Genomic DNA, 23439 nt, shown 5'->3' with positions numbered 1-23439 from the left:
GGTTATCTGTCTAAACCTTGAATTAAATAAAGCATACTACCTTCGTTAGAGGCTGGTGTAGGGTTGGCATTAGGATCGGTAAATGAAGACCCATCAGCTGGTACCCAACCATGATTTTGAGTGATTAATAAGAAGGTCCCTTCTTTATCTACTACATCAGATACATCTATCATACCTGTAAGCTCCCAGGTTCTGTTTGTAGCTCCATAGCCTTGAGCTGCCGCAGCATCTTGATCACATTCTAAAACAGTTTTTAATTCACCTGTATTTAAATTGTACTGATATAATTGTGCATAGTGTTGTCTGTTTGGACCATCAAAATACCCGTTAGGATCTTCTTGAATATAGATGAAGTTTTCTGTTGCTACAATATTATCTGGACTGTGGAACATTTTCGCTTTTCCTTCGTCTAAGTCTCCGTCTAGAATACAAGTAATCGTTCCTGCTTTTGTAGGATCGATTTCGTTTAATACCACTTTGTACACACGACCATATAGAGAACCTTTTCCTCTTAAGCCATCTTTAATTCTACCAGTAACACAGAAGTAGATTTCTCTGTTGTTTGCTGAAGAACCACGTCTCCAGTCAATATCTTCTAACCTAGAGAATCCCATAACACCTTTAGCTTTACACTCAGCATCTAATAAATCGATGTTGGTTTCGTCTAACTGAACAAACTCCATAGGGTAAGCTTGTCCTTCAACCATTTCAGCTTCAAAATTGATGTTCTCATCAGTTACTTTTAAGCCGTATAACTGGCCACCAAATAAATCACCATGATTACCAACATACATACCTAACTGACCAGAAGGAATACTGTTATCTGAATGATCATCTCCAATAAAAGCAACGGTTTTTCCTGGGTAAGCATCTTTACCAATTACAACCGCATTTTCGGTAGACCACTGTCCGAAAGCTTGTAACATTTCAAAAGAGCTGGCATCTTTTTCTTTTTTATAAGGATCGGTTAAAAACACTCCTTTAGAAGAGCCTCCCCACTCACCACCAGATAAGTATAAAGGACCAAAACCATGTTCTTCAGGAGTAATAAGCGAACCAGAACATTGAGCTGTATTAGCTGTAGCTTCAGCATTTAAGATATATTCCCCACGAACAGGTTTAAATGTTTTGTCCAGAGTAATTCTAGCAATGGAGTAATCGGCTTCTATATTGTTAATTAAGGTGTACTTACCGTTGTTTTCTTTAATAAGACCAGCTCCATCAGCCATACTTCCGTAAACGAATTCAGGAGACTGTTGTAAAACGTCTTCAGATGACAATAAAGTTGTCACCGAGATATTACTAAACTCCGGTTTTAAAGCTAAAAAGTTAGGTGTAACCGAACGGTCTACAAATTTAATGTCTTCTTTGTCTTTTACTTTAAAAGAACTATTTACGGCAAAGTCTTCGGTAACATCGTTATTACATGATGTTAAAAGCGCTAAAGAGGAAAGCGTTAATGCAATGGTTTTTTTCATTTTGAAAATGATTTAGTGGATTAATTTTCTCCAAAATTATCCTGATTTTCATGCAATAGTGTTATTAGAATATTGGCTTTAAATGAAGAATTAGTTACTCTAATGTTACCAATGTAAATTAAAGTTCAATATTTAAAATCATTCTATTTAATAATTTGTAATTGTTCGTTTTATAGAGTTTTTAGATAAAAAAAACGATTGATAAGTTATAAATCATCAATCGCTTTTTATATTTCTTTTAAAGTTAGCTTTTACTAATCTACTTCATATTTAGCAGCTTTTCCGTTGGATAATGAGTTGCTAATAAACTCACGCAAATCATCGTTAGCTGTTTTTAAATCTTCATTTCTAATATACATCATATGTCCGCTACGATACCCTTTAAACGCAAAACGATCTTTCATTTTACCGCTAGGGTCAATCTGCCACATGGTATATTTCGCTCCAAAATATGTGGTCGCACCATCGTAATATCCTGATTGTACTAAAACTTTTAAATACGGGTTTTGTGCCATAGCTTGTCTTAAGCCATCTCTTGTGTTATCGTTGCTATCGTCCCAAGGGTGTACATTACCAAACATATTGTATTTAATGTCGGTTTTAAATTTAAGATGCTCTCTGATATAATAGTTAATAGCCGGGGTGAAGGCATGATTCCAAGTCGTTAATTCCGGGCTATAATCAGGTTTTACTCCAATATCTTTTTTATCTAACCCTAGATATCTGGAATCTAAACGACCAATAATATGTCCATTTTCATCACGTAATAGATCTTTCCAGAAGAAATTTGTAGGTACATCTAAGTTATTTTGAAGAATCGCTGTTTTACTTAACCCTGAGTATTTTGCATATTGTTCAGCAATACTGTTTTTTTCAGCCTCAGAGATAAATCCGCCTTTTGCAATGGCCGGCATTAATTTGTTAATAGCAAAATTTTCAACCTCAGGTAAAACTTCTAATAAATCTTTTTGTTGTAAATCTGAAGGTAATTTGTCGTGATACCAGGCTGTTGCTGCGTAATACGGTAAATTCAAAGCCGAGTATTCCGGTTGCCCGGTGTTGTATTGCTTGTAATCGGCAGGAGAGACCATAATAACACCATTTAAGTACATCCATTGGCTGTTTTGTAAAGCATTCGCTAAGCCCATCACGCGCGTGCCACCATAGCTTTCTCCAATAAGGTATTTAGGGGATTCCCAGCGGTTTTTTCGAGTCACAAAGGTGTTAATCCATTCAGCCAAGTATTTAATATCGGCATTAATTCCAAAGAAGGTATCTCTGTTGGGGAGTTTTCCATCTTTGTTTTTAATCATCCTTGAATACCCTGTATTTACTGGGTTTACATAAACAATATCGGCCACATCTAAAATAGAATGCGGGTTGTTTTTTATACCATAAGGTTGCACCGGATATCCCTCTTCGTCAAGATTTAAAACTTTAGGACCGGTATAAGCAATATGCATCCAAACCGAAGCAGATCCTGGTCCGCCATTAAAAGAAATGACTAATGGTCTGTTCGCTTTGTCTTTTACATCTTTTCGCTCGTAATAGGTGTAGAATAAAGTTGCGATTGGTTCGTCGTCGGCATTCCAAACCGGTTGTGTTCCTGTTGTAGCCGTATACTGAAAGCTTTTTCCGTTAATGGTTGCTGTATCGGTTGTAACGACTGTAGTGTCTGTTGGGATTTTTCTGTTTTGTGCGAACGCAGTAACCACAGAAACAGAAAGGAGCAGGGTAAAGAGTTTTGTCATAGAATTGTGAGTTTTATTATGATTTATAGTTTTAAAAGCCTTCAAATACACCTAAGCCAAATAAGGCAAAATCGTATTTTACAGGGTCGTTAGGATCTAATTTTCGTAATGCCGTGTCTAATTCCAGTAGCGCTTTGGCATCATTTTGTTTTCTATTTAATATTCCTAATTTTCGAGCCACATTACCAGAATGCACGTCTAACGGACAAGATAATTGAGCGGGTGTAATGCTTTTCCAAATACCTAAATCTACTCCTGTAGTGTTTGGTCTAACCATCCATCTTAAATACATGTTTATGCGCTTTGCGGCCGAGTTCTTCAATGGATCACTTACGTGCTTTTGTGTACGTTGTAAATGGTCTATTTCAAAAAAGGATTTTTTAAATTCAGATATAGATGATTGCATAGAATTATGCTCAGCATGTTTGGCAAACAGAGCTTCCAGTCCATTGTGTTTGGTATAAATATGTTTTAAGCATTTGATAAATTGAATAGCATCATCTCCATTAAAGGTGCGGTGAACAAAAGGAGCTAGTTTTTCCAGATTGTCTTGGGAATGATTCATTACAAAATCATAAGGCGAATGCCCTAACAGATCCATCAATTTATTAGCATTAGTAATAATGCTTTTTCGGTTTCCCCAGGCAATGGTTGAGGTTAAAAAACCAGCAATTTCAATATCTTCTTTTTTAGAAAACAAGTGTGGAATTTGTATGGGGTCGCTCTCAATAAACTTAGGATTGTTGTATTGTTCAACCTTGGCGTTAAGAAATTCTTTAAGTTCAGATGAATTCAATATATAAAATGAAATTTTAGTTTTTATCGAAGTCAAAAATACCAATTAATGCCTGATAAGGTTATTATAAATATGTTAAAACCAGGGTGTGAAAATTGTATTTTATAACTTTATTTATCGATGAAACGCAAAAAAATAACTTTGAAATGCAATATTTTGATGTGTTTTTTGTGAGAATTAAATTTTATAATGTTAATTAGTCCATCAAAACATTGAATTATGAAAAAACTTATTGTCCCAATTTTAGCTTTTTTGTTTGTAAGTTGTGATGAAGAAAGTGTTAAAAACACCATCGATACAGCTTCAGCAATTGATGCCTTAACTGAATATTCAACCGTTAACAAGGTGTTTCAAGATGTTGGAAACAATAGCGTTGATGCCGTTTTAAATTCAGAAAGTACAGCATCAAGTACATCAAAATTATCTGAAACAAAAATTGACGGTCCTGTTATTACTGTTGAGCCAATGGATTTTACAACCTTTCCAAAAACAATTACCGTAGATTATGGTACAGGTGTATTGTGTAAAGACGGTATTACACGCAAAGGTGTTGTAACCATTGTATCAACTAATTGGTATGGTGTTGAAGGTAGTGTACACACCTCGACATTTGCTAATTATTATCATGAAGATTTTAAGGTAGAAGGTACGCATGTTGTTGAAAATTTAGGAGAAAACACAGATGGAAATCTAGAGTATAGCGTTACTATTGCTAATGGTAAAATAACCACTTCAACTGGAGCTACAATTGATTACACCGAAGATTCTACCAGGACCTGGGTTGCAGGAAGTGATACGCCTTTAAATATCTGGGATGATGAATATACCCTAGATGGTATGCAAAGCGGAACGAGTTCAAAAGGTGTAGATTATACGTTAACAGTCGAAGAGTCGTTACATTTTGTATTATTACCAAGAAGTATTGAGGCAGGTATTTTAGATATTGATGTAGTTGGTATTGAAGACATCAAATTAAATTACAATACTAAAATGGTTACTATTCTAGGAAAGAACTATCCGTTCGGGTATTAAGATTTATGATTAAAATTTATAAAAAAGGCTTATTGGAATACAATAAGCCTTTTTTATATGTTCTTTTTTTTATGTTATTGGTTGGTAATGTTTCCATCAACCATGACTAGCTTTCGGTCGGCTAAATTAGCTAATTCTTCATTATGCGTTACAATAACAAAGGTTTGACCGAATTCATCACGTAGTTTAAAAAACAAGCTGTGTAGGTTTTCAGCTGTTTCGCTATCTAAATTTCCAGAAGGTTCATCGGCAAAAATTAAATCCGGATTATTGATTAAAGCACGAGCTACGGCAACACGCTGTTGCTCTCCACCAGAAAGTTCACTTGGTTTGTGATTGTAACGATGCGATAAACCCAAAAAGTCAAGTAGTTCTTTCGCACGCTTTTCGGCATCTGCTTTTTTTGTGCCTTTAATAAAAGCAGGCAGGCATACGTTTTCTAAAGCGGTAAATTCAGGAAGGAGTTGATGAAACTGAAAGATAAAACCAATGTGTTCGTTTCTAAATTTAGCTAAGGCTTTATCTTTAAGATTGCTAATATCAATACCGTTAATGGTTAATTGATAGTTCTCCTTGGAAGAAGCTTTATCTAAAGTACTTAGTATTTGTAAAAGTGTCGTTTTACCCGCGCCAGAGGCTCCAACAATAGACACCACTTCTCCTTTTTTAATATGTAGGTCAACACCTTTTAAGACTTCTAAATCGTTATAAAATTTATGTATGTTTTTCGCTTGAATCATGTGTGTGAAATAGGAGCCGTGAATTTACTACTTTAAGGCGTTCTGTACAATTAAGAATTGTTTTTTATTGCTAAATGCGATTTAAGCTATATCTTTATTCTACTAAAAAAAATGAAATGCATTACAAATCATTTGAAGAATATAGCGACGAAACTACAGAGGGAATCAAAGATAATTACAATAAAATTATTAGCGATTTAGGAGAAGATACCAGTCGTGACGGATTGCTTAAAACCCCTGAGCGCGCCGCAAAAGCGATGCAGTTTTTAACACAGGGTTATCATCAGGATCCGGTTGAAATTCTTAAAGGAGCCATGTTTGAAGAGAGTTACAACGAAATGGTTATTGTTAAAGACATTGAGTTATACTCACTTTGTGAGCATCATATATTACCTTTTTTTGGAAAAGCTCATATCGCTTATATTCCTAACGGACATATTGTAGGGTTAAGTAAATTACCACGTGTCGTTGATGTTTTTGCAAGGCGATTACAGGTGCAGGAACGCCTAACGGAACAAATTTTAGACTGCATAAATGATACCTTAAAACCGCAAGGTGTGGCGGTGGTTATTGAAGCGTCGCATATGTGTATGATGATGCGTGGTGTACAAAAGCAAAACTCATTGACAACAACTTCTGGGTTTCGCGGACAGTTTGAAAAGATAGAAACCAGAAACGAGTTTTTAAAGTTAATAGGGAAGTAATTTGTGGTATATTTCTTGATGCATTAAAGAAAAACCATAATTATGAAAGAAATTATATGTATTTTAATTTTCGCTTTTCATTTAAACGTATTGGGGCAAGATGATGTGTTGGTAGGAAAATATGAGTTCACACTAGGGAAAGAAGAAAGCCATTTAATTGTTTATACGTTAATGCTCAATCATGACGGAACATTTATTTTTCATTCATACAATAAAATTAACTCGGGGAATCAACCAGCGGTAAAGAAATATGGGAAAGGAAATTGGACGTATGAAGATAAAGTTGTTTCATTTTTTACAGATAAAGCAAAACACTTTGATGAAAAATATACCTTAGATTTTAATGATACAAAAGCAGGGTTTGTTTTTAAATCACCAAGAGATAAAACAGATCGAGTGATACAAACAAGACTTCAGTTTTTTGCATCTAAGATGTTTTGGATAGAAAGTATTGAAATGTTTAAAATGTAATTTGATTTCTAACATTTAAAGTCGCTGTAAAATTAATGAGTAAATACAAAAAATTATTGTTAGGTATTCTATTTGATGCCGTTGGTTACGTATCATTTATAATTCCCGGCATAGGGGAGTTTTCAGATATTGTCTGGGCACCACTTTCGGGTTGGTTAATGACCAAATTATATAAAGGTAAGGCGGGAAAAGTGGCTGGAGTAGTAAACTTTGTTGAAGAAGCTTTACCGGGGTTAGATGTTATTCCTACCTTTACATTAATGTGGTTGTACACCTATGTATTAAAAAAGAAACCTAAAGATTCAAAATAAAAAAATCCCTTTCTAAACAGAAAGGGATTTTTTGTGAACTATAATTGGTACTTCAGGCCAATATTAATATTTCTTCCCATATTAAATATACCATCGGGTTTTAAACGCGACAAGTGATTTATATAAGTTTTGTTCGTTAAATTCGTACCTGAAATGCTAAGAGTGGCTTCATTTTTAAATAAATTAAAGCTACCGCCCAGTCCGGCACTTAGCAGATTGTAACCATCGGCTGAGGTTTCAAAAGTGCTTACATTATTTTGGTTAAAGGTACTTGCCAGTTTTACAAACGTATATGCTTTTTTAAGCCAAGGTCTTTCAAATTCAACTCTAAGTACATTACTTAAAGAATTAGCCGGAATTAACGGTAAATAATCATCATTAGCTTGCTTTCCGGTAACGGTCTCAAAACTCGATTCAATATGTAGCCAGTGGATAGGATGTGGGTGTATGTGTACTCCAACTTCACCACCGTATAACTTAGCATCATTCTGAATATAATCGAAAACCGGAGTGTCGTCTATTGTATTTCCGTTCGGTGATAAATAAATATAGTCGTTGACCTTGTTGTAGAATCCGTTGACAAAAAATTCGACATGCTCATTTTTAAACTCTAAAGCAATATCGGTTTGGAAGTTTTGTTCGTTATTTAAATCGGCATTACCAACCTCGTAACGGTTTGAACCATGATGAATACCATCTGAGGTTAATTCGGCTAAATTGGGTGCTCTAAAGCCTGAGGCGAAATTAACACGTGCGGTAAGGTTTTTAAAGATATCAGTTTTAAAACCTAAGGCACCGTTAAAACTGTTAAAATCTCTGTTTAAGCCGGAAACAACACTGATGTTTCTGTTGTCGTAACGGGCACCAAGTTGAATATCAATAGCTTCAAAGTGAATGTGAGATGTTGCCATTACCCCAAAATCGTTGGTGGTTGCATCAGGTATTAACTGTTCTTCACCGTAATTGGTGTTCTCCTGATTCATACCTTGAATACCTACAATGGTTTCAAATTTTCCGAATTCAGGTAATGTGTATTTCACATCGTAATTGGCAGTTTTCAATTTCATTTGAAGTGACGGCACTAACGTTTCGTGATCTTCATCATGATCTTCATCGTGGTGATCTTCATCTTCATGTTCCTCTTCTTCGTGTTCCTCATGTGCTTCCTCATCTTCATCATGATGGTGGTGCTCGTCTTCAAACTCTTTACGGTCGTTGTAAATATAACCTAAGTTGATGTCTAACTTTGAGTTGTTAAAAAACACTGTAGATTTCGAACTAAATACATGATTTGTGATGTTTTGATACGGAAGTAATGGTGTTTTTAAAGTAGATTGAACTCCGATTTCTTCGGGAATACCTAATTTAGAGTTATTCATGTTATATCTAAATTCTGTTTTAAAGGTATTGGCTTGATATCCAATTCCAGCTTTAAAATCCTGCTCTGTGAATCGTGTATTTGTCACACGATAATCTTTTGTGTCGTAATCGGAGTGCTCGGTAAGGCTTCCTCTGAACAAAAATTTAAAATTATTTTCAGAAGCTTTATATCCTGCACCGGTATTAAACCCTTGGGTATTGCTGTAATAATTGCCGCTAATATCGCCACTGGATGAGCCTTGAGGCGCGAATTTTTCTGGGTTTAGGTATAGTACACCTCCAAGTGCGTCACTACCATAAAGTAGTGATGCCGGGCCTTTTATAACTTCAACACTTTCAATACCGCTACTGCTAACACCCAGTCCGTGTTCGCTACCAAATTGCTGATTTTCTAAACGCACCCCCTGAGTATATACCAAAACACGGTTGGAGCTTAAACCACGAATTACGGGTTTTCCAATGCTTAATCCGGTGGTTACGCTTTCAACTCCGGCGATATTGCTTATTCCTTCGGTTAAATTTACAGCACCACTGGCGTTTAAATCTTCTACAGCGGCACGCTCTACTTTCATAACATTTTCACTTTGTAATTTATGAAAAGGCGTAGAAATAATAATGTCTTCCATTTCAATAGCCGAAGCCTCTAAGCGTATTTCAATATATTGTAGATTGGGTATGTTAATGTTTATGGATTTGGTTTCGTAACCTAAAATTGAAATCACTAATTTATAGTTTCCTGATGGCAGGTTTTCTAAATTGAAATTTCCATTTTCGTCCGTAACCGTTCCTTTTTCAAGGTCTGATAAATATATGTTGGTAAATGCTAACTTTTCATTAGTAGAATTGTCTAAAACAAGTCCGGTTAATGAATTTTGAGCAAATACATTAGTCATTGCTAAAAGCAGCAATGTGTTTAATAATAATCGCATGTTAAGTGTATTTCTAATGCCCTTTAAGGGCTTTATAATTTAATAGTATCTTGTCACTGATGTTTTTGTTCAGTGTTTGTTCATTATTAAATTAGGGCAGGAGGACCTCGTAATGCGGTTTGAAGACGTTGATAATCACTTAAAAATTGATACTGAGAAACAACTTCAGGAGTTTGTTCTTTAGGCGTAAAAATACGGTATTCAAAAAGATTGAATGTGTATTGAAGATGAACTTTATACTTGTAAAAATCACAATCGGTATCCAGCTTGTGAAGATGTGTTGTTTTTTCACCTTTACAAATATCGTGCTCGTGATGCGCAAAGAGGTGAGCAAACTCAAATACAGCAGGCTTTAATAGCGAAATGACTAAAAGCAATGCTATTGTTCTGAAAATAATATTTATCCTAACTGATTGTTTCACTAGCTAAAAAAACGCTTAAACCCGATACGTCTCAATAATTTTTTTACAAAGGTCCAAAAAAACTCGAATTGACCAAAGAACCATCCAATAGAAACTAATAAAATTTGATAAAAAATAAGTCCGATGACGATATAAAGTATCCAGTATAGTGTAGTACCAAGATTTTCTTTAGTAATCCCGATAAGCTTCATTAATGGTTTGCTTACATATAAAGATGACGATCCTGTTACGGCAAAAACAATATAAATACGAATAAATTCCCACCGGTAATTTACCTTCCATTTATTCTCTAGCTTCTTAAAGGTAAAGAGTACAAATTTTAAAAGAAGAGCATATATAACAGCGCTTAAAATTAGATTGAAAGCAATATGAGATTCTTTAATGAAGATGTATGATAATTTAAATGCAGAATACGCCAGAATAAGCACTCCTAAAATAGGAAAGAGTAGCTGCCAGTTATGTTGTATTTGCCAACGTTCTTTAAATTTTTGTACCATAACAATCTTGTACAACAAATGTAATTAAAGCAATTAAATTCTGGGAACAAAACCAGCTAATTGTTGCTTGTAGGTTAATTGAAAGTAGATGAAATAGTTGTAAAGTTTGTAATTCACCTCGTAGCCGTAATCGATTTGAGGCTGATAATCGATTTGTATTTCGTACAAATTGGAATTGTAGCGCTGGGGCTGCAGCACTCTGCTATTCCATTCGGTAACATAAAGCCGGTTTTTATTTTCTAAATATTGTTGCGAATAGAAACCTTCTGGTTTTGCTCGGCTCACTAACCAAGCGTTGAATCCGGGTTCAATGATTATAATTTCATATTCTAAATCATCGTTAGCAATGGTAACTGTATCGCTAAGTTTAGTCGCATCCTGTTGCTCGTTACTGTTAGACGTAACAGCTGGTTTTGTAGTATTACATCCTACCAGAAATCCGAAAAAAAGTACTATATAAAGTAGTGTTCTCATAAGATGTAATTTAAAACCGTTTGTATATCAGTCTGAATTATTGACTTAAAATTACAAAAACTGAATGTTTAAATGAATTCTTAATCAAGGTTTAACAATAAAAAAATGCCTGACGACAGGGGCAGGCATTTTATTTTTAAAGAAATATAAACACATGTTTTATTTTCCGAAAAGCCCGCCTAGCATACCACCTAGACCGCCTTTCTTTTTATCGCTGTCTAATAAAATGCCGGCAACATCATCTATAACACTTCCGTCACCATCGGCATCAAGAATTGAGGTTAAGAAACTTTGTTCACTTTCTGCTGAATTTCCACCTATTAATCCACCTAAGAGACTTTCTAAACCTCCCGAATTACTAACGTTTTGTTGTTTGGCCTGATTTCCTAAGAGCCCCATTAAAATTGGTGCGGCAACTTTTAAAATTTGTGCAACCGAACCTGCGTCAATGCCTGCTTTGGCTCCTAAAGCACTTTCCACAGTTTGTTGTTTGCTTCCAAGCACGTGGTTTAAAATTTTACCTCCGTCCTGCATAACATGATCATCGACGCCTCCATTAAACAAATCCCCTAAATTATCTAAAATATTACCGTCGTGCTTACCACTGTTTAAAGCGCTTAATAATCCTTCTGCACCTTCTGGGGTAGAAGCATTACGTCTCATAGCTTGGGTTAAAACCGGTAACGCCATGGTTAAGACGTCTTGAGTTTTGCTTTCTGACTGATTGGTTTGATTAGAGACACCATTAATAATTGTTTTTCCTATATCGCTGTTTAGCAAGTCTAATATACCCGACATATTGTTTAAGATTTTTAGATTAAAAATAAAATTGGTTTTTGAAGGTACAAAAAAAAGTCCCATACATATGTATAGGACTCAAATATAACCTAAAGGTCACATTAATTTTTTATTTCAGAATGCTGGAAATTTGTTCAGCTAATTCCACACCAATTCTATCTTGAGCTTCGTTAGTTGCAGCACCTGTATGAGGTGTTAGCGATAATGACGCATTCATTAACAATTGAATTTCTGGTGTTGGTTCTTTTTCAAAAACGTCTAAAGCAGCACCAGCAACTTTTCCAGATTCAATAGCGTTTACTAAAGCAACTTCATCTACTACACCGCCACGAGCAGCGTTAGCGATAAATACACCATCTTTCATTAATTCGAATTCTGGAGCTCCAATAACGTAGTCTTTTTGAGCTGGTACGTGTAATGTAATGAAATCGGCTTGTTTTAAAACGTCTTCCTTAGAAATTGTATTGATTTCGAAATTTACTTTTTGTCCGTCAAAAAATTCTAATTCTAAGTTAGCTTTTTCCATAAACGGATCGAAAGCGATTACTTTCATTCCTGCTCCTAAAGCTACTTTTGCAGTCGCCTGACCAATACGCCCAAATCCTAAAACACCTAAAGTTTTACCTTTTAACTCAACACCTTTACCGTAGGCCTTTTTTAAGGCTTTAAACTTAGTATCTCCATCAAGAGGCATTTCTCTGTTAGAGTTATGTAAGAAACGTGCTAAGCCATAGAAATGAGCAAATACTAACTCAGCAACGGAGTGCGATGACGCTGCAGGTGTATTAATTACAGAAATCCCTTTTCCTTTAGCATACTCCACATCGATATTATCCATACCAACTCCACCACGACCAATAATTTTAATGCTTGAACACGCATCGATAAGGTCTTGACGTACTGTGGTAGCACTACGTACTAATAAAACACTAATTTCGTTTTCGTTAATATAATTTATTAACTGTTCTTGAGCTACGGTAGTAGTAATAACTTCAAAACCTGCTTTTTCAAGCGCTTCAATACCACTTTTTGAAATACCGTCGTTTGCTAATACTTTCATTTTATTTGTTTTTTGTTTCCCTACAATCGGAAACTTTAATTGTTCAGTTTATTTATTGTTAGCCTGTACTTTTAACTTAAGCTTTGTTTTCAAGTTCACTCATAACTTCTACAAGAGCCTGAACACTAGCTATAGGTAATGCATTATACATAGAAGCTCTGTAACCACCAACACTACGATGACCATTAACACCACTAATACCAGCTTCTTTAAGCATAGTATCGAATGTTTCTTTTAAGTTTTCGTTTACCAGGTTGAAGGTAGCGTTCATTGGTGAACGGTCTTCTGTAGCAGCGAATCCTTTAAATAATGGGTTAAGATCGATTTCAGAATACATTAAGGTTGCTTTCTTCTCATTTTCTTTTTCAATTGCTGCGATACCGCCTTCTTTTTTAAGCCACTCTAAGGTTAGCATAGATGTGTACACAGCAAATACAGGTGGTGTATTTAGCATACTACCTGCTCCAATATGTTTTTGGTAATCTAAAATCGTAGGAAGTGTACGTGTTACTTTTCCTAATAGTTCTTCTTTAACAACAACTAACGTTGTTCCTGCTGGTCCCATATTTTTCTGAGCTCCTGCATAGATCAAGTCGAATTGTGTAAAATCTAATACACGAGAGAAAATGTCACTACTCATATCACATACTAATGGCACTGATGTAGTAGGAAACGATTTAATTTGTGTACCGAAAATGGTATTATTAGAAGTTAAGTGTAAATAATCTAAATCTGAAGGAACCTCAAATCCTTTAGGTATATAGTTAAAGTTAGCATCGCCAGAAGACGCTACTTCAATAATATCACCAATTTTTTGGGCTTCTTTAATCGCTTTTCCACTCCAAGCTCCAGTATTAACATAACCCGCTTTTTTCTCTAAAAGGTTCATTGCGGTCATTAAAAACTGAAGGCTAGCACCACCTTGTAAAAATAATGCTTTGTACCCTTTACCTTCTAAGCCTAATAACTCTAAAACTAAGGCTCTAGCATTTTCCATGATATCAACAAAAGCTTTGCTTCTGTGTGAAATTTCAATTAAAGATAAGCCCTCGTTATTATAATCAATTACGGCATTGGCTGCCTGTTGCAACACTTCTTGTGGTAAAATGCTTGGTCCAGCACTAAAATTATGTTTTTTCATTTCTGTTGTAGAGTTGTTGATTTTAAAGATACAAAGTTGCTAATTAATTGAATATTTAGTACTGAAAATTCAATAATTTTTTCGTCAAATTGATAATAAAAATTCAACAGAATCGACACTATCCGCATAATCCCAAAGTTCGGGTTTTTGAGTCGCTCCAAAAGCAATTTCGTTTTTACTAAATCCTTTAGCAACTACACATTGAATTTGTTTTTCATCAGCTACTAATTTTTCTTTCAATTGCTCAATACTGTCGTAATATTCATAAAAAACAGTAGCAATAGGCGAGGCATAGCTTTGGTCTTCTTTTATCATTAAAAAGCCATTTTCAAGCATATCGAATTCACTCATTAAATACACGGCTTTGTTGTAGTCGTAATTGTTGGCGTATTTTGCTTTTTCTATAATAGGATGCCAGTTATACATCGCGTTAAAAAAGGCATCAAAATCGTAACCTTTAGGAATAAATAGTTTCGATACATTGCGACAACCTAAACCGTAATATCTAAAAATATCCTCACTTAAATTTGAAAGCTCCTCATCGGTTTCTTTACCCGTTAATACGGCAACCGAATTTCGGTTGTTACGAATAATAGATGGTTTGTTTTTAAAATAGTATTCAAAATAGCGCGCCGTGTTATTGCTTCCTGTAGCGATAACGGCATCGAAATTTTCAACTTTATCTTCTGTAAAAGTTATTAAACCTTTAAAACCGGGTTCAGCAAATTCTAAATATTTAGCTAAATAGGGAAGCAGATGCTTGTCGTTCGATGATTGCTTTACTAATACTTTATGCCCCGTAATTAAAACAGTTATGAAATCATGAAACCCAACCAATGGAATGTTTCCAGCCATGATAATGGCGACTTGTTTTTGAGAATTACTTTCTAACTTATAAGGTTTTAGCCAGGTGTTTAATTTTTCTAAGGTTAAGGAATCGCTCCATCCTTTTAAGGCAAACCTAATGTTTTCAGGGGTAAACCAACCGTTGTGCTCTTCGGCTAATTTTAATTGATGTTTAAATCCGTCGAAAAATACATCGTTCAATTCAACAGTATCTTGTTTTTCGATTGTATCATTAGAAAATTGACGTATAAAATCTCCTAATTTTACAAAAGCATTAATTCTTTGCTGTAAATTCATTCTGAATTTGGTTATGAATAGTTTTGGCTTTATTTTTGCTTTGCAAAGTTAGGAAAATGTAATGAATCACGTTTTTTAATCGCTTTTTATTTAAGGGATTAAAACTGACTTTTGAAAGCTTAGTTAACAAGCTTTTTTTACATTTTTAAAACATTAAAATAAATTGAACTAGAGAAAGTTATGGCTATTATAATAACAGATGAATGTATTAACTGTGGAGCTTGTGAGCCGGAATGTCCAAATACTGCGATTTACGAAGGAGCAGATGACTGGCGTTATAAAGATGGAACAAGTTTATCAGGGAATGTTGTATTAACCAATGGTACAGAGGTTGACGCAGAAGATGCGCAGGAACCAATTAGCGATGAGATTTACTACATTGTACCGGATAAATGTACCGAGTGTAAAGGGTTTCATGATGAGCCACAATGTGCCGCGGTATGTCCGGTAGATTGTTGTGTTCCAGATGACGATCATGTGGAAACCGAAGAAGAACTTTTAGCTAAGCAACGCTTTATGCATCCAGAAGATTAATCGAAAGATTGTATATATGAATGAAAACCCAGGCTATTCGCTTGGGTTTTTTGTTTTATAAAAATTCTTTATTTGGTGTAAGCAATTTTTAAATATATTAAATGGTTATACTTTAAATGAAGAAGGAATTAGTTACATTTGCACTCGCAAAAACGAAGACCTAAGTCTTAATATCTATATCTAATATTTAAATACATGAAAGCAGGTATTGTAGGATTACCAAACGTAGGGAAATCAACTTTATTCAATTGTTTATCTAATGCAAAAGCGCAAAGTGCGAACTTCCCGTTCTGTACTATCGAACCTAATATTGGGGTGGTAAATGTGCCAGATCCACGTTTAGAAAAGTTAGAATCTTTAGTAAATCCGGAGCGTGTATTACCTGCTACTGTAGAGATTGTTGATATCGCTGGTTTAGTAAAAGGAGCCAGTAAAGGAGAGGGGTTAGGTAACCAGTTCCTAGCTAATATTAGAGAAACCGATGCTATTTTACACGTATTACGTTGTTTCGATAACGATAATATTGTTCACGTTGATGGTAATGTAAATCCTATTCGCGATAAGGAAACTATCGATATGGAGTTGCAATTAAAAGATCTTGAAACGGTTGAAAAGAAACTTGATAAAGTGAAACGTGCTGCTAAAACGGGTAATAAAGATGCTCAAAAAGAAGAAGCTGTATTGTTACAAATTAAGGCTGCTTTAGAGGAAGGGAAATCGGTTAGAGCTTTGGAGTTTAGTGAAGATGATTACGAAGATTTCGTAAAGCCGTCTCAGTTTATAACGGAAAAACCGGTGATGTATGTATGTAATGTAGATGAAGGTTCAGCGGTTTCTGGTAATGAATATGTTGAAAAGGTTCGTGAAGCAGTAAAAGATGAAAAAGCTGAGGTTTTAGTGCTTGCAGTAGGGACAGAGGCAGATATTAACGAATTGGAAGATTACGAAGAGCGTCAGATGTTCTTAGCTGATATTGGTTTAGAAGAGCCGGGATCTTCAAAATTAATTCGAGCAGCTTACAAATTATTAAATCAACAAACCTATTTTACGGCGGGAGTGAAAGAAGTACGTGCCTGGACGGTAAATATTGGGGCGACTGCACCTCAGGCTGCTGGAGTTATTCATACCGATTTTGAAAAGGGCTTTATTAGAGCAGAAGTTATTGGGTATGATGATTACGTGGCTTATGGAAGCGAAAGTAAAGTGAAAGAAGCCGGTAAAATGCGAGTTGAAGGAAAGAATTACATTGTTAAAGATGGTGATGTGATGCATTTCTTATTCAACGTTTAGTAGAGAAATATTAAATGATATAAAAAATCCTGTATTGATCTTCAATACAGGATTTTTTTATTAAATAAGTTGAGGGATTAAATTTTATTAAATCTTCTGTTCATAATGTGTTTGCCATCCATATGGATCTCCATAACGTAACGTCCTTCTTCTAAGTGGCTAACGTCTAAAGGTGTTTGGGAGTTTTTAACATTTTCAAAGGTGTGCTCTTCAATAAAAACACCGTCTTTAGTTAATCTAACCTTTAATTTGAAAGCGTTGTTAGCAGTTGTATATACACTTAAACTATCCCTTGTCATTCGCGGGTGAATGGTTACAGAATATTTTGGTGTGTTTAAATCGGTTTTGGCAGATTTGCTAACTCTGAAGGTGTAGTTCTGCTCATTACCAAAATCGTTTTCAAAAGCATGCAATATATTGTGATTGATGTCTTTTAACTGAAGTCTTCCAAAGCCAGCTTTTCTATTATACCAAAATTCTAAGCCGTCGCCAACCGTATCGGTTAGTTTTAAGCTGTATTTACCTTCTGCTAAATTTAAGGTGTCGAAATACTGCGTTGCGACTTCAAGATGATTTGGTGTTTTTTCAAAGACAATTTTATTGTTGCTGTCTACTATAGTCAAATGATTTTCTCCTGGATTGTTATTGGTTAAAAAATCAACAACCAAATTGGTTGGTAGGGTTGGAATGTCGTCAAATTCAGAAGTTAAAGTATTGTCTCCGATCCATTCATCTTTTTTGCTGTTTGGATGTGTTAGTGTAACAGTAAAATGATTAACACCTGATTTGTATTCGATATTATCAGGAATCGTTATCACCGTAGATTCGTAAAACGGTAAATTACCAACCCATTCAAAACTTTTTTCATCAAATCCTTCGGTGTTATATGTAATAGTAACGGATGTTAAAGGTGCTTTTCCTAGATTTCTGATTTTAATTTTCGGGTGAAAGCTTTTCGGATTTTCTCTGTTGAAAGCTTTGTCGCTATTCGGAGCTATAATTTCTTCAATTTCAACATCGTTTGTGTGGTTAGGTGTTTTGTATTGGAAGAAATAAGAGGTAATCTGTTCCTTTGGCTGATCGATATTGTTAGCAGTAAACGGCATCATGTTTAAATCTAATACATGACTGCTTTTTGTTAATGGCGTATTAATAATGTCTGGAAGTTGTAAATCACCAGGACACCAATCGGCACGGTCGTAAATCCAGGTGCCGCCTTGCGGGTATAACGGATTGTCGCTACATTCTTTCCATAAGTCGAGTTTGTCTATGGTGTTTCCATCAAAAGTTAATTCGCGCCAACGGCTACAAAATTCACTACATCCACTTGGTCGGTCCATACCATGACCTGTGTGTTGTATTCTGAAACGCCCGAAATCAGCTTCATTTTGCTTAGTAATAGTTATAGGTTTTAAATAATTTTCAATGTCATCTTCTGGATTACCATATTGAAAATTTCCTTCCCACATATCGGTAACCGAAACAAAATCAGCAACCGCTGGACCGAAATCAACTTTAAAACCAATGGTTAAATCCCAGCCGGTTTCCGGCGATTCATACCCTGAATGTACATAAGCTACCTGAACGCTATCGCGTAAAAAGGGCGCGAAGTCGGTCACATCGGTTTTCCATGTGTAATTCCAGCCTTCTTTAAAACTACTGCCGTAAGGGGTAAGCATGCGTCCTATTTCGAATTCTTTTTCGTTGTTATTTTCATCTCTACAAATAATTTTAACACGATCCATATAGTCCCAATGTGCTATTTTCATATGCTCCGGATAAGCTAATGTGAGATACATGGTTATTTTTCTAATGTCTTCTGCTTTTGACGGAAAAGTTGCCCATTCAGTAAAGGTATTAACCCCTTTCTTAGGATTAGTAATAATGGTTGTTTTGTCGTGAGCAATTACATGAATACTTTCTTTAATTTGAGGTTTACCGCATGCTACGAGCAAAAATAGAATGACAAGTGGTGTATATTTCATAATAAAATTATGGTTTGTTATTCTAATATCAATTGGAATTCCTCTGTTGGTGCTTCACCAGTTTTTATTGCAAAATTCTGTTCAATATTATTTTTAATATTACTCACCACAATGTTGTAACTTTTGTCTTTTTTCAATTTGATTTTTAAGAATTTATTCATGTCGTCTGTTGGGCGAGGAGAGTAACCGAAATCAACAATTTTATCGTCTAAATAAACATCAACTCTGCAGTCTAAGCGTGAATCGCTTTGTGAAGTGTTTTCGCTTTTAAAAACGACAAAGTCAGCCATAAGTTCATCATCCTCTAATGCTATGTTTTTAAGTGATTCCTTGTATAAATCAATATAGCGTTGCGTAACATTTACGCCGTGTATATAAGGTTTTTCATTGTTTTCGTTGGCTTTTCTTTTCCATTCTTTTAAACTTTTCAAGGTTTTAGAATCCAGTAGTGTGGTATCTAAGGTTTGCAGTAGAAATTTACTGGCTCTTCCTGCGTAGTAATATTGTCCTGTAGGTTTGTAGGATACAGCATAAATCCAGTGTAGTGGATTATTTGGGTCTGCTTTTCCGGCATCGGCTAAAAACCATGATTTGTTTAAATCGTCTGGGTAGTATTCTATAAATTTCCATTCGTTATCAATATATACTTCGCACCATGTGTGATTACCTTTCATATTGGTCCACATAGCGGTTCCTGCTAATCGTGATGGAATTCCAACAGCACGAAAGGCATCGGTTAGAATAATAGACAATCCTGTACAGGTAGCCATGTTTTCAGCCATGGCTTCTTTAGGGCTAGAATCAACAATCGAGCGTTTAATATTGTATTCTACTTTAACTTCCTTGTTAATGGGTTTGGCAATGGCAAAAATGGCGTCTTTTAAGTTGGTTTCGTATTCCACATATTTTGAAAAACGTTCATAAAAATCTTTACGCCATGGATCGCGCGTTTCGGCAACATTGGTGTAGGGTAAAACTTCATTAAAGAAAATGGAATCGGGTAGGGCTTTGCACCAAGGAAAACGTTCACGGGCTTTATAAGCGTATTTGGCATTTTCTAAAAGAAAGTCAGCTTTTAAGGTGGTTAAATCGCGTTCTGGCATATAGCTGATTAAAAACGCCATGCCTTCTTTTTGGTGTTTTGGCGCCTCGGTTAATGCTTTTAAGATTTCCGGTGCGTTAGTGTCGGCTTTGGTTAAAGCGCTGTCCAGTAATGGGTAATAGCTTTCGGGTACATCCCGATATTTCGATTGGCAACTCATTAAAACAGTTGCTGTAATAAGAGATAAAACTAATTTTTTCATGTTTTGGGTTAATATGTGTGAATGTGTCAAATTATGAAAAAAGTCAAATTCAGGCTTTGAAATTTCGACTAACAACATGTTTGCTAATCTGAACATCGTAATATTTTGTTATAACCACGTGTTGTTTTAAAATTGGGTTTTACCTTCGTTTTGTGAAATGAATCTTGTATAAAGGTTGAAATTAAATAGAAATTAGCAGATGAAATCAACACAATCCTTTATCTACGGTGTTTTAATAGGAATATTGGCAGTCGTATTATTTTCCTCAAAAGCTGTTATGGTTAAGCTGGCTTATCAATATGATGTTGATGCAATAAGTGTGTTGTTGTTGCGAATGTTGTTTTCGTTTCCTTTTTATGTGGTGATTGCTCTTTTGTCTAGAAAAAAAGGAAATACCTTACCAGTAACTAAAAAGGATTATGTTTGGGTCGTGTTTTTTGGATTTGTAGGGTACTATTTAGCAAGTTATTTTGATTTTGTTGGGTTGACTTATATAAAGGCGAGTTTAGAGCGTATAATTCTGTTTATCTACCCAACCATCGTATTGTTTTTTAATAAGATATTTTTGAAGAAGCCGATAACTAAAGTACAGGCGGGAGCCATTTTGTTAACTTATATAGGTGTGGTTATTGCGTTTTGGGATGAAGTTGCTATTTCAGGAAATGACACTTATTTAGGTGGATTCTTTATTTTTCTAAGTGCAGTAACTTATGCGTCATATCTGGTAGGGACAGGTTGGTTAATTCCTAAGTTTGGTGTGGTGAAATTTACATCTTACGCCATGCTAGTGTCTTGTGTATGTGTCTTTATTCATTACGGATTTATAAATGAAATCAGCCTGTTTAGTTTTCCTTGGCAGGTATATGGTTACGGATTTTTAATAGCTGTTTTTGCAACGGTTATTCCGTCGTTTTTGGTGTCGATGTCTATAAAGATGATAAGTTCGTCAAATTTCGCTATTGTCGCTGGGATTGGCCCCATATCGACCATTATATTAGCAGCTATTTTCTTAAACGAAAAATTAACCTTGTTGCAATTCTTTGGAGCTTTAATAGTTATCATTGGAATATTATTTGTCTCCTTAAAAAAAGAATCAAAAAATTAATTTCGAGGTTCTTAACAAAACACAGGTTAAATATTGTTAATTATTTTGTCGAAATGAAGTTTCTTTTTTTCACCGAGTGTATTATATTAGCATCAAATCTCAATTTAACTTACTGGAAATTTTATGGCAGAAGAAACCAATTACACCGAAGATAATATACGTTCGTTAGACTGGAAAGAGCATATTCGTATGCGTCCAGGGATGTATATCGGTAAGCTCGGTGATGGATCTTCTCCCGACGACGGTATTTACATTTTATTAAAGGAAGTTCTAGATAACTCTATTGACGAGTTTGTTATGGGGGCGGGTAAAACCATCGAAATTTCTATTCAGGGTAACAAGGTAATAGTTCGAGATTTTGGTCGTGGTATTCCGCTTGGTAAGGTGGTAGACGTGGTTTCTAAAATGAATACCGGAGGTAAATACGACTCTAAAGCCTTTAAAAAATCGGTAGGATTAAACGGGGTAGGTACCAAAGCAGTAAATGCGTTATCAACGTATTTTAGAGTTGAATCTACTCGTGACAATAAATCGGCTTCGGCAGAATTCGAAAAAGGTGAATTAACTAATGAAGAATTTTTAGAAGAAACCTCACGTCGCAAAGGAACAAAAGTGTCTTTCGTTCCCGATGAAACCATTTTTAAAAATTATAAATTTAGAAATGAGTACATCGTTAAGATGCTTAAAAACTATGTGTATCTTAATCCTGGATTAACCATTGTTTTTAATGGTGAGAAGTTTTACAGCGAGCACGGACTAAAAGATTTATTATCTGAAAACATACATGTAGATGACAGGTTGTATCCTATTATCCATTTGCGTGGTGACGATATAGAAGTCGCTATAACACACAGTAAAACGCAATATAGTGAGGAGTATCATTCGTTTGTTAACGGACAAAACACAACGCAGGGAGGAACACATTTAAATGCCTTCCGAGAAGCGGTTGTAAAAACCATTCGTGAATTTTACGGTAAAAATTACGATGCTTCCGATGTTAGAAAATCGGTTGTAAGTGCTATTGCTATTAAGGTAATGGAACCCGTGTTCGAGAGTCAGACGAAAACCAAGTTAGGGTCTACCGATATGGGGGGGGATTTACCAACAGTAAGAACCTATGTTAACGATTTTATAAAAACACATCTCGATAACTTTCTTCATAAAAATCCTGAGGTAGCTGATAAGCTTCAGCGTAAAATATTACAGGCAGAGCGTGAGCGTAAAGAGTTGTCTGGAATTAGAAAGTTAGCTAAAGACCGCGCTAAAAAAGCCAGTCTTCACAATAAAAAATTAAGAGATTGTCGTGTTCATTTTGGAGATACTAAAAATGAACGGAATCTTGAAACGACTTTGTTTATTACCGAGGGGGATTCGGCTTCCGGTAGTATTACAAAATCACGTGATGTGAATACCCAGGCGGTATTCAGCTTAAAGGGTAAACCACTTAACTGTTATGGGCTTACAAAAAAAATCGTTTATGAAAACGAAGAGTTTAATCTGTTGCAGGCGGCCTTAAATATAGAAGAATCCTTAGAAGATTTACGCTATAACAACGTGGTTATTGCAACCGATGCTGATGTCGATGGAATGCACATACGATTATTATTAATCACCTTTTTTCTTCAGTTTTTCCCTGAAGTCATTAAAGAAGGACATCTTTATATATTACAAACCCCATTATTTAGGGTAAGAAACAAGAAAGAAACTATTTATTGTTATACAGAAGAGGAACGAATTAACGCGATTGAAAAATTAAAACCTAAACCGGAAATTACACGATTTAAAGGTTTGGGTGAGATTTCCCCCGATGAGTTTAAGCACTTTATTGGTGAAGATATCCGTTTAGATCCGGTGATGCTGGATAATAATATGTCTATTGAAGAATTATTATCCTTTTATATGGGGAAAAATACACCTTCAAGACAAGAATTTATTATTGATAATCTGAAAGTTGAATTAGATATTATTGAATAATCATACTTTTAAATTATTAATAAATCATTATTTCATGGTTAAATTAAGAATATGATGATAAAGTTTCGTTAAAGTAGATACGGACATTGTATGTTTAGAATTATTTTTGCACTGTAAAAA

The 23439-nt window shown here is 35.1% G+C and carries 22 protein-coding genes; 8 read left to right on the top strand and 14 right to left on the bottom strand.

Annotated features, from left to right (window positions below; translation table 11 throughout):
* Positions 1-2: 2 nt before the first annotated feature.
* The 3 genes from ICJ85_RS03580 to ICJ85_RS03570 form a co-directional block, all read right to left on the bottom strand.
* Complete coding sequence (locus ICJ85_RS03580; protein WP_188222392.1) at positions 3-1478, bottom strand: alkaline phosphatase PhoX; 1476 nt, start codon at positions 1476-1478, stop codon at positions 3-5.
* 254 nt (positions 1479-1732) lie between these two features.
* Positions 1733-3229, bottom strand: a complete 1497-nt coding sequence (locus ICJ85_RS03575) for a S10 family peptidase (protein ID WP_188222391.1) — start codon at positions 3227-3229, stop codon at positions 1733-1735.
* Between the two features lie 31 nt (positions 3230-3260).
* On the bottom strand, positions 3261-4025 hold the full coding sequence (locus ICJ85_RS03570; RefSeq protein WP_188222390.1) for a TIGR02757 family protein: 765 nt from the start codon (positions 4023-4025) through the stop codon (positions 3261-3263).
* 219 nt (positions 4026-4244) lie between these two features.
* Between ICJ85_RS03570 and ICJ85_RS03565 the strand changes: the two genes are divergently transcribed.
* Positions 4245-5057, top strand: a complete 813-nt coding sequence (locus ICJ85_RS03565) for a hypothetical protein (RefSeq protein ID WP_188222389.1) — start codon at positions 4245-4247, stop codon at positions 5055-5057.
* A 74-nt stretch (positions 5058-5131) separates the two neighbouring features.
* Here the strand turns inward: ICJ85_RS03565 and ICJ85_RS03560 are convergent, their stop codons facing one another.
* Entirely contained in the window at positions 5132-5797 is a 666-nt protein-coding gene (locus ICJ85_RS03560; RefSeq protein WP_188222388.1) for an ABC transporter ATP-binding protein, read from the bottom strand.
* A 116-nt stretch (positions 5798-5913) separates the two neighbouring features.
* On the opposite strand from ICJ85_RS03560, the gene folE reads away from it, so the two are divergent.
* From folE to ICJ85_RS03545, 3 genes are read left to right on the top strand one after another with little or no spacing between them, the layout of a single operon-like run.
* Positions 5914-6501, top strand: a complete 588-nt coding sequence (folE, locus tag ICJ85_RS03555; protein ID WP_188222387.1) for a GTP cyclohydrolase I FolE — start codon at positions 5914-5916, stop codon at positions 6499-6501.
* A 42-nt stretch (positions 6502-6543) separates the two neighbouring features.
* Entirely contained in the window at positions 6544-6972 is a 429-nt protein-coding gene (locus tag ICJ85_RS03550; RefSeq protein ID WP_188222386.1) for a hypothetical protein, read from the top strand.
* A gap of 35 nt (positions 6973-7007) precedes the next feature.
* Positions 7008-7283: a hypothetical protein gene (locus tag ICJ85_RS03545; RefSeq protein ID WP_188222385.1), complete on the top strand. Its 276-nt coding sequence runs from the start codon at positions 7008-7010 to the stop codon at positions 7281-7283.
* Between the two features lie 38 nt (positions 7284-7321).
* On the opposite strand, the gene ICJ85_RS03540 is transcribed toward ICJ85_RS03545, so the two are convergent.
* The 8 genes from ICJ85_RS03540 to ICJ85_RS03505 form a co-directional block, all read right to left on the bottom strand.
* Positions 7322-9592 carry a TonB-dependent receptor gene (locus ICJ85_RS03540; RefSeq protein ID WP_188222384.1) on the bottom strand — a complete coding sequence of 757 codons (2271 nt, stop codon included), beginning with the start codon at positions 9590-9592 and terminating at the stop codon, positions 7322-7324.
* Between the two features lie 86 nt (positions 9593-9678).
* Entirely contained in the window at positions 9679-10014 is a 336-nt protein-coding gene (locus ICJ85_RS03535) for a hypothetical protein (protein WP_188222383.1), read from the bottom strand.
* A complete protein-coding gene (locus ICJ85_RS03530) occupies positions 10014-10511 on the bottom strand; it encodes a DUF6787 family protein (RefSeq protein WP_188222382.1) in 498 nt (165 codons plus the stop codon). Before ICJ85_RS03530 ends, ICJ85_RS03535 begins: the two co-directional genes overlap by 1 nt.
* A gap of 33 nt (positions 10512-10544) precedes the next feature.
* Positions 10545-10985 carry a DUF6146 family protein gene (locus ICJ85_RS03525; RefSeq protein WP_188222381.1) on the bottom strand — a complete coding sequence of 147 codons (441 nt, stop codon included), beginning with the start codon at positions 10983-10985 and terminating at the stop codon, positions 10545-10547.
* A gap of 159 nt (positions 10986-11144) precedes the next feature.
* The gene (locus ICJ85_RS03520; protein WP_188222380.1) at positions 11145-11783 is read right to left on the bottom strand and encodes a DUF937 domain-containing protein; all 639 of its coding nucleotides are present in this window, start codon (positions 11781-11783) and stop codon (positions 11145-11147) included.
* A 109-nt stretch (positions 11784-11892) separates the two neighbouring features.
* Positions 11893-12843, bottom strand: a complete 951-nt coding sequence (locus tag ICJ85_RS03515) for a D-2-hydroxyacid dehydrogenase (RefSeq protein ID WP_188222379.1) — start codon at positions 12841-12843, stop codon at positions 11893-11895.
* A 76-nt stretch (positions 12844-12919) separates the two neighbouring features.
* Positions 12920-13984, bottom strand: a complete 1065-nt coding sequence (gene serC, locus ICJ85_RS03510; protein ID WP_188222378.1) for a 3-phosphoserine/phosphohydroxythreonine transaminase — start codon at positions 13982-13984, stop codon at positions 12920-12922.
* An 84-nt stretch (positions 13985-14068) separates the two neighbouring features.
* Positions 14069-15127, bottom strand: a complete 1059-nt coding sequence (locus ICJ85_RS03505; protein ID WP_188222377.1) for an acyl-CoA reductase — start codon at positions 15125-15127, stop codon at positions 14069-14071.
* Positions 15128-15307: 180 nt separating this feature from the next.
* Here ICJ85_RS03505 and ICJ85_RS03500 point away from each other — a divergent pair, with 180 nt between their 5' ends.
* Positions 15308-15661, top strand: coding sequence for a 4Fe-4S dicluster domain-containing protein (locus ICJ85_RS03500; RefSeq protein WP_188222376.1), 354 nt, complete (start codon positions 15308-15310; stop codon positions 15659-15661).
* A 195-nt stretch (positions 15662-15856) separates the two neighbouring features.
* Entirely contained in the window at positions 15857-16951 is a 1095-nt protein-coding gene (gene ychF, locus ICJ85_RS03495; RefSeq protein WP_188222375.1) for a redox-regulated ATPase YchF, read from the top strand.
* A gap of 77 nt (positions 16952-17028) precedes the next feature.
* Here ychF and ICJ85_RS03490 read toward each other — a convergent pair whose 3' ends face one another.
* Entirely contained in the window at positions 17029-18936 is a 1908-nt protein-coding gene (locus ICJ85_RS03490; RefSeq protein WP_188222374.1) for a peptide-N-glycosidase F-related protein, read from the bottom strand.
* Positions 18937-18953: 17 nt separating this feature from the next.
* Positions 18954-20240 (bottom strand): transglutaminase-like domain-containing protein, encoded by a 1287-nt coding sequence (locus tag ICJ85_RS03485; RefSeq protein WP_188222373.1) that lies wholly within the window; start codon positions 20238-20240, stop codon positions 18954-18956.
* Between the two features lie 199 nt (positions 20241-20439).
* Here ICJ85_RS03485 and ICJ85_RS03480 point away from each other — a divergent pair, with 199 nt between their 5' ends.
* Both ICJ85_RS03480 and ICJ85_RS03475 read left to right on the top strand, forming a co-directional pair.
* The gene (locus ICJ85_RS03480; RefSeq protein WP_188222372.1) at positions 20440-21345 is read left to right on the top strand and encodes a DMT family transporter; all 906 of its coding nucleotides are present in this window, start codon (positions 20440-20442) and stop codon (positions 21343-21345) included.
* Positions 21346-21468: 123 nt separating this feature from the next.
* Positions 21469-23319 carry a DNA topoisomerase IV subunit B gene (locus ICJ85_RS03475; protein ID WP_188222371.1) on the top strand — a complete coding sequence of 617 codons (1851 nt, stop codon included), beginning with the start codon at positions 21469-21471 and terminating at the stop codon, positions 23317-23319.
* Positions 23320-23439 lie beyond the last annotated feature (120 nt).

The sequence above is a fragment of the Aestuariibaculum marinum genome (assembly GCF_014596975.1).
Lineage (GTDB): Bacteria > Bacteroidota > Bacteroidia > Flavobacteriales > Flavobacteriaceae > Aestuariibaculum > Aestuariibaculum marinum.
The sequence above is the reverse complement of the archived record's forward strand: the minus strand, read 5'-3'. Positions and strand labels throughout refer to the sequence as shown.